Source organism: Nocardia sp. PE-7, from assembly GCF_030486425.1.
GTDB classification, from domain to species: Bacteria; Actinomycetota; Actinomycetes; order Mycobacteriales; family Mycobacteriaceae; genus Nocardia; species Nocardia salmonicida_A.
Window position 1 is genome coordinate 7,160,357 of sequence record NZ_CP129614.1, and the last position, 13,518, is coordinate 7,173,874.

The window sequence follows — 13,518 nt, forward strand, 5'->3', positions numbered from 1 at the left end:
CGGGCCCCGCTCTTGATAAGGACACATAGGTGGGACCTTCCAGGGAAGGTGTACGGGCCGGACTCAGGTCGGTTTGTGGACCAAGGCGCCGAACAGGGTGACGGAGATGTGGATGTCGCCGCGGTCCGCGCCTGTTCGTAGGTCGGCGAGGAGTTGGTCGCGTTCGGTCGCGGTGATCACGCCGCGCAGGACCGCGAGGTCCGCGATCCGGCGCACCAGCGCGCCCGCGCCGACCGCGCGGTCCTGCACCAGCGCGTGCGAGCCGATCTCGTCGACCACCAGTCCGGTCCCGGTGAGCAGCCCGGCGAGGCGGCGACCCGACAGCGGATTGGTGGTCGAGGAGATCAGGGTGTCGATTACCGCGCTCACCACCCGCGGGTTGCCGGGATGGACGATCGCGGTCGCCCAATCGCAGTCCACCACCACCGCGCGCCCGCCGGGTCGCAGCACCCTGGCGATCTCGGCCGCCGCTCGCGCGGGTGCGGTGAGATGCTGGAACACCCGCTCGCACAGCACCGCGTCGAAGGTGTCGCTGCCGAACGGCAGGCCGTAGGCGTCACCGGAGACGAACGCCGCCCTCGACCCGGACTCGACCGCGCGGCGCTGCGCTGCGGCCAGCAGGTGCGGGTCCGGCTCGACGCCGACCGCGGTGCCGTTGGGCCCGAGTTCCTCGGCGAAGGTGAATACCTCCGATCCGGTGCCCGACCCGACATCGAGAGCGCTCTCACCGGGCCGCAGCGCCAGCGCGCTGTGACTCCAGGCGCCCAGCGCGCGCATTCCGGGTCGGGTGACTTCCAGATCATGGGCGTCGATCAGCTGATCCTGGCCCGCTTGGTCGAAGCGGGCCGGGCGTGGGGTGTAGTCGGTCATACGCACCGCCAGTGTGGGAGCAGTCCTCGGGAGCATGGACTCAGAGGCTACTGGTGAAATGTGTCACGATGAATGTATGACTCGCACGCTGTGCCTCGCGCAGGAATCCGAGGCCGACGAACTACTCAGCACCGACGATTTCGCGCTGCTGGTGGGGATGTTGCTCGACCAGCAGTACCCGATGGAGCACGCGTTTCGTGGGCCGCGCAAACTCGCCGAGCGTATGGGCGGATTCGATCTGCACCGGATCGCCGAAGCGGATCCGGCCGAATTCGAGGAACTCGCGGCCACCCCGCCCGCGATTCACCGCTATGGGCGGTCGATGGCGCGGCGGGCGCAGGCGCTCGCCCAGTACGTGATCGAGCATTATGACGGTGTACCTGCGCAGATATGGACCGCGGGCGACCCCGACGGCAAAGAGGTGCTGCGCCGATTGCAGGACCTGCCGGGGTTCGGGGCGCAGAAGGCGAAGATTTTTCTCGCGCTGCTCGGCAAACAACGTGGAGTGCAACCGGACGGCTGGCGAAAAGCGGCCGGATCCTACGGCGACGACGGATCGCGCCGTTCGGTCGCCGATGTCGTCGATGCCGAAACGTTATCGGAAGTAAGGGAATTCAAGAAGCAGGCCAAAGCGGCGGCGAAAACCGCGGGGTGAATTACTAGTTACGATCCGGTTGCTTTTATCCCTCGTCACCGGGGTGGATCTGCTCGAAGCTTGTTTCTCGAACAGCTCCACAACGGATGAGGGATTGGCAGTTTTATGAAGATGAGGAAGTTCGCTGTTGTCGCGGCGCTCCTGACCGTGGCCACCGGCATCACGGCAGGCACCGTGAACGCCGCGCCGGCCGAGGAAGCCGCCCCGATCAACTACACCGCCGAGGTCGTCGACGAATCCAAGGCCGTCATCACCACCGATGCCGGCTCGCTGGTCGTCGAAGACGGCGTCTTCAAGATCAAGGCCACGAACGGCGCGACGGTCGCGGGCACGGCCCTGAGCTTCCGCCTCGACGAGTTCGAGCTGCCGATCGCGGCCGAGATCTCGGGCAACACCGCGACCCTGACCCCGCAGCTGGACCCGGCCAAGGCTGTCTACAAGCCGGTCGCCCTCCCCTACGAGGACAAGGCTCCCTGGAAGACCGAGTACGAGCGTGAGCAGGCTGCCTGGAGCCGTCTGACCTCCACCATCTCGCTCGGTGCTGCTATCGGCACGCTGGCCGGTGGCCTCGGTGGCGCCGCGATCGGTTGCGTCGCGGGTGCCGCGGGCGGCCTTGTCGCCGGTGGCGTGCTCGGCGCGATCTTCGGCGCCCTCCCCGGCGGCATCGGCGGCTGCGTCGTCGGCGCCACCACGATCGGTGCCCTCGGCGTCATCCTGGGCCAGATCTTCATCACCGCCCCGGTGGCGATCGGTGCTGCGATCCAGTACTTCTCCACGATCTCCGCGCCCTTCAACGCGCCGGCCAAGTAGATCCGACCGGATCGTCGAAACCCCCTGCGGGAACTTCGGTTTCCCGCGGGGGGTTTTACCGTTGATACCCATTGCGCCTGTCATGGGTCCCGCTGACCTGCGGCGATGATGTGCCGCAGCGCACAATTCGCCGGTTTGGGTTGGATGGGTCGGGATTCGGTGTTAACTTGATTGTTATGTCCAGCAACCGTCTGTCCGCCCAGCGGGTCACCTACGTGACCGCCGCTCTGGGCTTGCGGTTGCCGTTGACGCGCGAACTGTGTCGTTCCTGCTACTGCAGCTGATCCCCTCAGGTTCGCGAGCTGCCACGCCCCACGTGTAGGCAATTCCGTTGAGATAACGGGATTTTTTGGCAAGGAACTTCATATGTCTGCTCCCATCATCGATCGCCCCGCCTCCCGGACGGGCGCCGCTCGTCCTCGTGTATCCCGCCCCGTTGTGCCGCCGGAGCTGCGTCGTAGCGACAACCCCGCCGCCGCTGTGCTGCGCACCGCCGCTTCGGGTCCCGTCTCGCGTGACAACGCCGCGCGAGCAACGGGGTTGAGTATCGCCACCGTGAATCGTCAAGTGGCGTCGCTGCTTTCGGCGGGGCTGCTGCGTGAGCGGCCCGATCTGACCGCCGCGGGTGCCGTCGGCAGGCCGCGGGTGCCGTTCGAGATCGATCACGACGCCTATCTGACGCTCGGCATCCATATCGGTGCCGAGGCGACGAAGATCGTCGCCGCTGATCTGCGTGGGCGCATCCTCGGTGGGCTCGCCATCGCGACGCCGCAGACCGGGCAGGATTTCGCGGTCACCACCGTCGCTCGCAGCGCCAAGGCGTTCCTGCAGCGCTGGCACCGGCGAACCCCGCTGTGGGCCGGTGTCGCCATCGGTGGCCGGGTGGATCCGCAGAGCGGTGTGGTCGACCATCCGAAGCTGGAATGGAAGGGCGCGCCGATCGGGCAGGTCCTCGGTGATGTGCTCGAGCTGCCGGTTTCCGTCGCACCGCACGTCGAGGCGATGGCGGCTTCGGAGCTGCTGCTGCCGACCTTCGATGCTCGTCGGCCCGAGCCCGATACCGAACTTCCCGCTGTTCAGCACGGCAGCAGCCTCTACTTCTATGTCCGTGAGACCGCGGGCATCGCCGTGACTCTCGACGGTCGGGTGCATACGCCGAGCAACGGGCCTGGGTCGATCGCGCACCTGCCGACGGGGTCCGATGTGCAGTGCACGTGCGGCCGGCGTGGGTGCTTGGAAGTGACCGTCGGCGACCGGGCGCTGCAAGCTCGGGCTGTCGGTCGCGGAATCATCCCGGCGCACAACGGGACCGCGGGCACCACGATCAACGATCTGTATCGGGCCGCTGAGTCCGGGTCCGAATCGGCGCGGGAATTGCTCGCCGAGCGGGCGACGATGCTCGGGCAGACCGTCGCGCTGGTTCGGGACATGCTCAACCCGGACCGAGTCGTCTTGGGCGGACAGGCATTTACGGGTTACCGACCCGCGCTGGGGCATGTGGCCAGGGCGTTCTCGCAGAGTACGCAGTTGGCGGCCACGGATATCCGGATCAGTGGATTCGGCGGCAAGGTACAGGAATTCGCCGCGGTGGTCACGTCGCTGAGCGCGCTGTACGCCGACCCGCTGGCGGCTATTCGTCGGGTCTAGGAAACCGGGACAAAGAAGCGCCCCGCGACTCGTCAAGAGTCGCGGGGCGTTTCGCGTAGACGGATCAACGCGGGTTGAACGCGCCTTCCAAGGCCGTGATGAAGAACGGGAACTGCGCGGCGAAGCGGTGCAGGTTGGGGTCTCGGTCGTAGCCGGCGAACCAGTAGATGCCCGGTTGTGAGTCGTCGGCGGGGTTCATGTCGCGGAAGGTGCGGATCCAGTTGTCCGCGCGGCCGCTGATCACCGTGTAGGGCAGGGCGCGGGAGAAGATCGTCTCCTGGTCGATGGGGGGAATCCGGTCGCGGGTGACGGTGTCGAGGCCGCGGTGCATGGCACGGATTCGGCCTGCGACGGTGTCGCCCAGTGGGGTTCGGGTGGGGAGGTAGTTGGGGAGCAGCAGCGCCGCGCCGCCCGCGAGGGCAATGGCTACGCCTACCAGGGCGTGGCCGGAGGTCAGGGCGAGCGTGACCGTGATGATCACGCCGAGGGCGATCAGGGCGGCGCCGATCCAGCGGGGCAGCGCCCGCTGCTTCGGGTCGGCGAAGGCGCCGGTGGCGACCGCGTCGTTGCGCATGGCGGCGCGGATCGGGTCCAGCTGCAGACGGCCCGGGGCGCGCAGTTCGCGGACGGCGACGGTGTCGGTGCCCTCGGGGAGCAGCATGTCGTAGACGGTGCGTTCGTAGTCGCGCAACTGGTCGTCGGGGGCGTTGACGCGGCTGATGCGCCAGTCGTCTTCGCCGCGCGCGTTCACCGGCGTGATCCACAGGTAGCGCCGGACGGCGAGATCGACGACGGTGGCGGCGATGTCGACCGGATCGGCGTGCTCGTCGATGATCAGACCTGCCTCGCCGGGGAGCACGCCGTCAGGGGAGACGAACTCGACCCGGCCGCCCTGCTGGATCAGCGGATCGAAGTCGTCGCTGCCCCTCACCGCGGCAGCGGCCCGCTTCCGTGCCAGCAGCACGTAGGCGATCATGCCCGCCAATGCCAGCAGCAGGGCGCCGAACGCGGCGAGCACGGGCGTGGTGAAGGCGAAGGGGCCCGTACCGCCGCCGCGCACATCGGCATTCGCGGGCACGGTGCCGGGGGGCATCTGCAAGGTGAGGTCGATGGCATCGCCCTTGCGCAGGTCGGTCTGGTGCAGGTACAGCACGCCGTCGGGTTCGGTGTGGACATCGGCGCACGGCTTGGCATTGCCCGCGGAGCCGAGTTTGCAGTCCACGATGCCCATTTGGAAGCTCGGGCTGATCACCGAGACGTCGAGCACGGCGATATCGGCGTTGAGCACGCCCAGCCAGTGGAACACCTGGGTGCCCGGCATGTCGGAGACGGTGTTGTGCACCGTATACGTGAACTTCGATTCGCCAGGCTTGGCTTCGACGACGAACTGGTCGTTGACAGTGGTGGCCGTGCCGGAACCGCTCGCGGTCACATCGGTGACCTTGAAGACCCGTTCGACATCGTCACCGACCTTGAGGCGCAAGGGCAGCGACATCGTGAAATTTCCGTCGGCGGGCACCGCGACAGTTTCGATGACCTCGAGCACACCGGTTTCGGTGAGCGTGAGGTCGGCGGTGATCGAAACACCGGTGGTAGCGGGCTGCGTGTGGGCTACCGGCGCGGCCATGAGCAACCCCGCCGCAGCGAGCAGCAGCGCGCCCGCGGCGCCCCCCCGAAAAGTCAGCATGGGTGCTTACTCTAGACAGCTTGCTATTCTGCGTCAGCGGCTGTCGATGACTCATGAGACGAGGGGGGGTACGGGGGAGTGACTCAACCACCGTACGGTTATGGGCGGAACGGCCCAGGTGGACGACCGGTTCCACCACCCCCCGGCTATGGACCGCCCCCGGGATACCGGCCACAACCGGGATATGGGCAGCCAGGTTATCCACAGCCTCAGGGTTATCCACAGGGTTACGGGCAGCGTCCGGCGTACGGGCCGCCGCCGGGATATCGCCCACCGCCCATGCCCTACGGACCGCCGGGCAGGCCGACTCCGCCGCCACGTAAACGCGGTGGCGGCTTCACCTCGGTAATCCTCGTGGTCATCTTCCTGCTGGTCGGTGGCCTGGTGAAGTACGCCGTCAACACCGGCGTCGACCTCGGCATCGGCGCGATCGGCCCGAAACCGACCACCACCTACACCCCCCAGCCCGGCACCGCGCCCGCCGCGACCGGCGACAACCCGCTGCTCACCGACTCCGACGGCACCCTGGTCCCGGCGTCGTGCAACTACGCGCCGTGGGGCACCCAGGTGGACAAGGCCCGCGCCTTCTTCGAATCGGCCGCGAAGTGCCTCGAATCGGCGTGGAAACCACTGCTGGCGGAGAACAATCTGCCCTTCGAGTCGCCGACGCTCAGCGTCACCGCGACCACCGACGGCATCACCACCCCGTGCACCGGATCGACGAGCAACTTCGCCGCCTTCTACTGCCCGGCGAACAAGACCATCTACATGCCGATCAGCCAGCTGCAGACCGAGCAGTTCCGCGACAACTGGGTCGTGTACCTGTCGGTGTTCGCGCACGAGTACGGCCACCACGTGCAGGCCCAGTCGGGCATCCTGCGCAAGGCCAACAGCGAGCGCGTCGACGCGGGGGCCCGCTCGGCCAAGGGGCTCGAGCTCTCGCGCCGAGTCGAGTTGCAGGCCAACTGCTTCGACGGCATGTTCATCGCCTCCTCGAAGGGCGGCGGCTCGCTGACGTCCTCCCAGGTCACCGTCGCGACCAAGGATTCCTACGGCCGCGGTGACGGTCCCGGCGACATGCGCGACCACGGCACCGCGGAGCACGGCGGCCAGTGGTTCGAAACCGGCTTGAACCGCAACCTCACGGCCCAGTGCAACACCTTCACGGTGTCGGCCAGCGAAGTGAACTGAGGCTGTCCCGCCTCGCCGGGCCTGCTAGCCGGACTTGTATGTCGCACAGTAGCGTTGGCGGCAGACGGTGTGGTGCGGGGTGAGTTGGCCCGTTCCCGGTGAGTTACCCATGTCCGTGCGTGATCAGTTGTCAGGTGATTGATGTATCCCCCGCCTCCTCCGCAGCCGCCCTATGGCAGGCCGATGCCGCCCCCGTACGGGCAGCAGATGCCGCCATACGGTGGACAGATGCCGCCGTATGGTCGGCCCGCGATGCCGCCGTACGGGAGGCCGCTGCCGCCCCCGTACGGCTATGCGCCGCAGGGGTATCCGCCGCCGCGTCGTGGCGGATCAGGCGCGGTCGGTGCGGTGCTGACGGTGTTGACCGTGTTCGGCGTCATCGGGCTGCTGTTGGTCGCGGTGACCGTGTCGGATCAGAGCTCGCCCGGTTCGGTCGCCAAGACGACGCCGCCGAGTTTCACCTACAGCTCGAATTCGCCGGTGCCGACCACGAATCCGACGTCAGCGCGAACCACCACCACCGCGCGTACCACCGCGCCGACGACGACCAAACCCGCAGGCCCGCAACCTGTTATCGCCCTCGGTCAGCATCCGCTGTTCAAGAACGACGACGCCGGCCTGACGAACATGGACTGCGATCTGCCGCGCTGGTCGACCGACGCGGCGGTGGCCAAGGCCTTCTTCGCGGCGGCGCAGGGCTGCCTCGATCAGATGTGGCGGTCGAATCTGGCTGCCGCGAATCTGCCGTTCAAGAGCCCGGGTCTGGTTGTCGCCGAACAGTCTTCGGAGCTGTCATCGCCTTGCGGTGGCTCCTCCAGCGGCGCGTTCTACTGCAGCGCTTCGAGCACCATCTACATGTCGACAACGGGGCTGGTCCTGCACAACACGCCGTATCCACCGATGGAAGCGCTGTCGATCTACGCGCATGAGTACGGTCACCACGTCCAGGGGCTCACCGGAGTGATGCAGGCCTCGTCGAATCAGCGTCGCGAGCAGGGCACGATGTCGGCGGGCGGGCTGGAGACGTCGCGTCGAATGGAGTTGCAGGCCAGCTGTTTCGGTGGCATGTACATCGGTTCTTCGGAAGCGGGCGGCTCATGGACCTCGCAGGAGGGCTACGCCGCCGTGAAGCACAACTACGACCTCGGTGACGGCAGCGGCCGCCACCGAGATCACGGCACCCCGAACCACAACGGCAATTGGTACAACCAGGGCTACTCGAAGAATCGCAACTTCCAGTGCAACACCTGGCTGGCCCCGTCCGACGAAGTGAGCTAGGTCCCGTAGTGGCCCTCGCCGAAGCGGCGGGGGGAGGAACCGTGCACGCCTTCGGCATAGGCGGTTTCGGCGTGGAGGGCGAAGTCGATGCCCGCGGTTTCGTCTTCCTTGCTCACGCGGAAGCCGATGACCTTGTCGATCCCCTTGCCGAGTACCCACGAGACCACGAAGGCGTAGGCGGCGACCACCAGAATCGCGACGAGCTGCTTGCCGAGCTGGGCGAAGCCGCCGCCGTAGAGCAGGCCGTTCACGCCGCCGGTCATCACCTGGGTGGCCAGCAGACCGATCAGGACGGTGCCGACGATGCCGCCGACGAAGTGCACGCCGACCACGTCGAGCGAGTCGTCATAGCCCGCTTTGTGTTTCCAGCCGACCGCGAACGAACACACCACGCCGGCGGTCAGACCGACGATGACCGCGCCGAGGGTGTTCACCACGCCGCAGGACGGGGTGATCGCGACCAGACCGGCCACCGCACCCGATGCCGCGCCGAAGGTGGTCGGCCGGCCGTCGCGGACCTGTTCGACGATGAGCCAGCCGAGCATGCCGAGGCTGCCCGCGACCAGGGTGTTCAGGAATACCGCCGCCGCGGTCCCGGTGGCGCCGAGTGCGGAGCCCGCGTTGAAACCGAACCAGCCGAACCACAGCAGACCGGCGCCGAGCAGCACGAACGGCAGGTTGTGCGGACGCATCGCATCGATGTTGAATCCGATCCGCGGCCCGAGGACCAGCGCCAACGCCAAGGCCGAAGCGCCGGAGGCGATCTCGACCACCAGGCCGCCCGCGTAGTCGAGCGCGCCGAAGTCCAGCAGCCAGCCGTCGGGTCCCCACACCCAGTGCGCGATCGGCGCGTACACCGCCAGCGTCCACAGCGGAACGAACACCATCCACCCCGCGAACTTGGCGCGGTCGGCGATGGCGCCGGAGACCAGTGCGGCGGTCAGGATGGCGAACGTCAGCTGGAAGGTGACGAACAGCAGCTCCGGAATGGTCCCGCGCACGGAGTCGGGGGTGATCCCGGCCAGCCCGAAGTGCTCGAGATTGCCGATCAGGCCACCGCCCGCGTCGTCGCCGAACGCGAGGCTGTAGCCGGCGACCAGCCAGACGACGGTGACCAGCGGGATCGCGATGAAGCTCATCATCAGCATGTTCAGCACGCCGGTCGAGCGCACCATCCCGCCGTAGAACACGGCCAGCGCCGGCGTCATCAACAGCACCATGGCGGTGGCCGCGAGTAGCCAGGCGGTGGCCGCCGGGTCGATCGTTGCGGGCACGGGAACTCCTTTCACGCGTGAATGCGTTGCAAGGAAGTTACCGAACGCGCACAGGATAAAACCCGTCAGTCCTGTCGTCCGACCAGCGCGGTCACACGGGCGCTAGGCCCGGTTCTCCTTGGCCAGCGCCCGCAGGCCGCGTTTGCCGGGAACTGGCAGGTCATCGCCGTCGGCGAGCCATTCGGCGGTGGTGAGCCAGCGGCGCTGAGCATGCGCGTCGGCCACGTCGAAGAACAGGCGTCGACCGCGATCGTCGCGCGCGTCGCGGGCGAGCACGGCCCAACTGGGCGGCTTGCCCCGTTCGGCGGTGTGTTCCACGACGAAGCCCGCGACCAGCTTGCCGACCATGTTGACCGGCTTCTGCGAGACCCGGTTGCCGTATTTCGTGGTGTGCCAGCGCCGCGCCGGGCACAGCGAACCGGGGCTCGCGTTAGAGGCGATCCAGCCGGCGCGCTGCGCCCGCTCGATCAGCCACAGATGCTTGACCGCCGACGGCGCGATCTCACCCACCCGTTCGGCGATGAGTTCGCAGACCTCGGTATCGGCGAGGATGTCGCGCCTGGTCGGACCGATATTGTGGTCGGTCCAGTGCGCGGCGGCGAGGCGGGCGAGGATGCGACCGAACTCGTCGATGCTGCGCTGGGCGCGACGGCCGAGCCGCTCGATCCGCTCGGCCTCGCGGCGCATCTCGTTCTGCGCGGTGAGCGTGCGGATGGCCGCCATCGTGGGTACCTGCCCGCGTTCGAGCAGTTGCAGGATGGCGTCGGCGGTTGCCGGGTCGGCTGCGGCCGCGACCGGTAACGAGTCGCGTTTTATGTCGAAGTCTTGTGGGCTGATCGCCCGACTCAGTAGCCCGACCGCGGCGTTGTCGCCGGCGAAGTCGGTGTGGGCGAGCCAGGCGGTTGCGATGTCATCACACGACAGCACGGTGAAACGTTCCTCCGGTCGGTGCGGTGGGGGAGCGATCGGTGCGCGAAGGTTGTGCCCCGGTCGGGATGAGGGACCGGCCGGGGTCACCAACCTGATGAAGGTTTGGCCACCGAAGTTGCCGAGACCCACGGTAGCCAGGCACTTGCGCTGCTGTCACGACCGTTCATTGTTTCGTTACATCTAGTAAGAGGCTGTCAACCGGGGAATGGGTATGTATTTCCGCTGCAACCAGGATCGACGAATTGTTCGAACGCGGATTCGCCGCGCGGATGGGAGTGGATAGCTCTACCGTTGCGGATGGGGGACCGCTTTGCTCCTACGCTTCAGACCGCGCATTTCAATGTGATTTACATCACAACATGGTCGTCGCTTCGTTACCGCGCGACCGCACAGTGCCAGCCGCCGATAAAGCCTGTCGGACACGCTCGGTAGCCTGTGGGTCGTGGCTCTGTACCGGAAGTATCGACCGGCGACATTCGCGGAAGTAGTGGGTCAGGAGCACGTCACCGACCCGCTGAGTACGGCGCTGGATACCGGCCGGATCAGTCACGCGTATCTGTTCTCCGGGCCGCGTGGCTGCGGTAAGACTTCGTCGGCTCGCATCCTCGCGCGCTCGTTGAACTGCGTGGACGGGCCGACCTCGACGCCGTGCGGAACGTGCTCGTCGTGTGTGGCGCTCGGGCCCGGCGGGTCGGGCAATCTCGACGTCATCGAGCTCGACGCGGCCAGCCACGGCGGTGTCGACGACACTCGTGAGCTGCGTGATCGCGCTTTCTACGCACCCGCGGAGTCGCGTTATCGCGTGTTCATCGTCGACGAGGCGCACATGGTCACCACGGCCGGTTTCAACGCGCTGCTCAAGATCGTCGAGGAGCCGCCTGCGCACCTGATCTTCATCTTCGCCACCACCGAGCCCGACAAGGTGCTGCCGACGATTCGCTCACGCACGCACCACTATCCGTTCCGCCTGCTGCCGCCCGCCACCATGCGCGGGCTGCTCGGCAAGATCTGCGAGCAGGAGAACGTGCCGGTGGAGGAGGCGGTGTATCCGCTGGTCATCCGCGCCGGTGGCGGTTCACCGCGCGACAGCCTGAGCGTGCTCGACCAGCTGCTCGCCGGTGCCGGACCGGACGGTGTCACCTACCCGCGTGCGGTCTCGCTGCTCGGCGTCACCGATGTGGCGCTGATCGACGACGCCATCGACGCGCTGGCCGCCGATGACGGTGCCGCCCTGTTCAATACCGTCGATCAGGTGATGGAGGCGGGTCACGACCCGCGCCGTTTCGCCGTCGACCTGCTCGAGCGGCTGCGCGATCTGATCCTGCTGCGCGCGGTCCCCGACGCCGCCGATCGCGGTCTGGTCTCCGGTCCCGGCGATGTCATGGAACGGATGCGCGACCAGGCCGAACGCCTCGGCCCCGCCACCCTCACCCGCTACGCCGAACTCCTGCACGAGGGTCTCGGCGAAATGCGCGGCGCCACCGCTCCGCGCCTGCTGCTCGAGGTGATCTGCGCCCGCATGCTCCTGCCGTCGGTGTCCGACACCGAGTCGGCGACCCTGCAACGGCTGGAACGCTTGGAACGCGGGTTCGCCGGTGGATCGGTCCCCGCGCCTGCCCGTCCGGGCCCCGCCGCGGGTGAGGCGCCTGCGGAACGACCGTCCGCGCCTACGCCGAGCGGGGAAAGCCGCCGTCGCGGCGCCGAACTGCTCGCGGCCGCCCGCGCTGAGAAGGAAGCGGCGACCGGTGGTTCGTCGGCGCCTGGCGCCGCGAGCCCTGTTGTCGCGGAACAGAAGACCGCCGCGCCTGCCGCGCCCGCGACATCTGTCCCGACAGCGCCCCCGGCTCCCGCGTCGACCACGCCTTCGGCGGCCGTCACCTCGGAATCGACCGTGACGCCGGCGGCGACTTCGGAATCGACCGTGGCGCCGACTGCTCCGGCCGCGGAATCGACAGTGATCCCGGCGGCCGTGACCTCCGACTCGACCCCGGCGGCCGCCCCACGCGGGCAAGCTGCACCGCCGGTGCAATCAGCGGAGTCCGAGTCGCTCGCCGAATCCACGCAGACCGCAGCACCCGCTGGGCAATCCGCGGGCGCGGTGCCCCCAGTCGATTCCGCCCGAGGTGTTGCCAGTTCGTCGTCGAACGAGGTTGCACCCGAACCGCTTACGCCAGAGAACTCGCCGACCGAAGGTGGCAACACCGAGCGGTCCGACCTCGGCGCACGACCGGCAAGCGTCGGCGCGGAGCAGCAATCCGCGCCGCCGACCGAAGCCGCCGCGCCGCGCCGCGCCACCGAATCGACGCCGGTTCCGGAAGCGGTAGCACCGCAGGCGGATTCGCCGGTTCAGCCCGATCCCGCTCCGGCAACGGCGCCGGTCGAGAATGCCCCGGCGCAGACGGAGCCGCAGGTCAGCGCAGCCAAGCCGCCGGCGGTGGCCGAGGATCTGGTCGCCATCGTCGATGCCGCGTGGCCGGAGATCAAGGGCCGAGTGCGGGAGTTCGGGGCCACCTTGCAGGCGTTGTTGTCGGGTGCGGCGGTGTCGCGGGTCGACGGTGACGTGATCGTGTTCGCGCATCAGAGCCCGCCGTTGGCGCAGCGACTGTCCGATCCGCGCAATATCGACGCGGTGCGTTCGGCGGTACGGGCCGTGCTCGGGCGTGAACTGGATGTGCGCTGGGAGACCGGAGCTCCCGCGCCGCGCCCCGCGCCCGCAGCCAAGGCCGGGGCGGCACGGGGGACGGGAACCCCCGAGAGCAAGCCCGCGGGTCGGCCGAAGTTCTCCCGGCCGAGCCAGGCCGGGGGCAACCAGTCGTCGAACCGGGCGAACCGACCGCCCGACGATGACATTCCGCCGCCCGATTTCCCCGACTTGCCCGACGATCCAGGCCCGGACGACGGGCCGGAGTCCCGGTCGGGCTCGGATTCCGCGCGCAGCGCCGCTGTTCTCGCCCCGCCGACCCCCGAAGAAGAACGGGAGATGCTGGCCGCCGCCGCGGTGCCGGTGGCCCCTGGTGACCGCCAGGACCCGGACGAGGTCGCTCTGGCGTTGCTACGTGAACAGTTCGGAGCAAAGAGTCTGGATGGTTGACAGCCACCGTCCTCACCGCGTTAAGTTAACCGGAGTTCGCACACCACGGTAGTATGAACGGGTGGCCGGGATCGCCGGATGAGCA

10 protein-coding genes are annotated in these 13,518 nt (G+C 68.0%); 6 read left to right on the forward strand and 4 right to left on the reverse strand.

Annotated elements, in window-relative coordinates; all coding sequences use genetic code 11:
• Positions 1–63: 63 nt before the first annotated feature.
• On the reverse strand, positions 64–870 hold the full coding sequence (locus QX204_RS33475; protein WP_301904454.1) for a methyltransferase domain-containing protein: 807 nt from the start codon (positions 868–870) through the stop codon (positions 64–66).
• Between the two features lie 76 nt (positions 871–946).
• Here QX204_RS33475 and QX204_RS33480 point away from each other — a divergent pair, with 76 nt between their 5' ends.
• The 3 genes from QX204_RS33480 to QX204_RS33490 all read left to right on the forward strand — a co-directional run bounded on the left by QX204_RS33480 (position 947) and on the right by QX204_RS33490 (position 3,982).
• Positions 947–1,525 (forward strand): HhH-GPD-type base excision DNA repair protein, encoded by a 579-nt coding sequence (locus QX204_RS33480; protein WP_062990223.1) that lies wholly within the window; start codon positions 947–949, stop codon positions 1,523–1,525.
• Positions 1,526–1,630: 105 nt separating this feature from the next.
• Positions 1,631–2,335, forward strand: coding sequence for a DUF8020 domain-containing protein (locus QX204_RS33485; protein ID WP_301904457.1), 705 nt, complete (start codon positions 1,631–1,633; stop codon positions 2,333–2,335).
• A 366-nt stretch (positions 2,336–2,701) separates the two neighbouring features.
• Entirely contained in the window at positions 2,702–3,982 is a 1,281-nt protein-coding gene (locus tag QX204_RS33490; protein WP_301904458.1) for an ROK family transcriptional regulator, read from the forward strand.
• Positions 3,983–4,046: 64 nt separating this feature from the next.
• Here QX204_RS33490 and QX204_RS33495 read toward each other — a convergent pair whose 3' ends face one another.
• The gene (locus tag QX204_RS33495; RefSeq protein ID WP_301904459.1) at positions 4,047–5,669 is read right to left on the reverse strand and encodes a DUF2207 family protein; all 1,623 of its coding nucleotides are present in this window, start codon (positions 5,667–5,669) and stop codon (positions 4,047–4,049) included.
• Between the two features lie 279 nt (positions 5,670–5,948).
• Here QX204_RS33495 and QX204_RS33500 point away from each other — a divergent pair, with 279 nt between their 5' ends.
• Together QX204_RS33500 and QX204_RS33505 are read left to right on the forward strand one after the other, a co-directional pair.
• The gene (locus QX204_RS33500; RefSeq protein ID WP_301904460.1) at positions 5,949–6,860 is read left to right on the forward strand and encodes a neutral zinc metallopeptidase; all 912 of its coding nucleotides are present in this window, start codon (positions 5,949–5,951) and stop codon (positions 6,858–6,860) included.
• A 228-nt stretch (positions 6,861–7,088) separates the two neighbouring features.
• Positions 7,089–8,138 (forward strand): neutral zinc metallopeptidase, encoded by a 1,050-nt coding sequence (locus QX204_RS33505; RefSeq protein ID WP_301904461.1) that lies wholly within the window; start codon positions 7,089–7,091, stop codon positions 8,136–8,138.
• On the opposite strand, the gene QX204_RS33510 is transcribed toward QX204_RS33505, so the two are convergent.
• A complete protein-coding gene (locus tag QX204_RS33510; RefSeq protein WP_301908201.1) occupies positions 8,135–9,358 on the reverse strand; it encodes an ammonium transporter in 1,224 nt (407 codons plus the stop codon). The two genes, QX204_RS33505 and QX204_RS33510, sit on opposite strands and share 4 nt — an antisense overlap.
• Before the next feature lie 156 nt (positions 9,359–9,514).
• Positions 9,515–10,339 carry a hypothetical protein gene (locus QX204_RS33515; protein WP_301904462.1) on the reverse strand — a complete coding sequence of 275 codons (825 nt, stop codon included), beginning with the start codon at positions 10,337–10,339 and terminating at the stop codon, positions 9,515–9,517.
• 445 nt (positions 10,340–10,784) lie between these two features.
• Between QX204_RS33515 and QX204_RS33520 the strand changes: the two genes are divergently transcribed.
• Positions 10,785–13,433 carry a DNA polymerase III subunit gamma and tau gene (locus QX204_RS33520; protein ID WP_301904463.1) on the forward strand — a complete coding sequence of 883 codons (2,649 nt, stop codon included), beginning with the start codon at positions 10,785–10,787 and terminating at the stop codon, positions 13,431–13,433.
• The last annotated feature ends 85 nt before the right edge of the window (positions 13,434–13,518 follow it).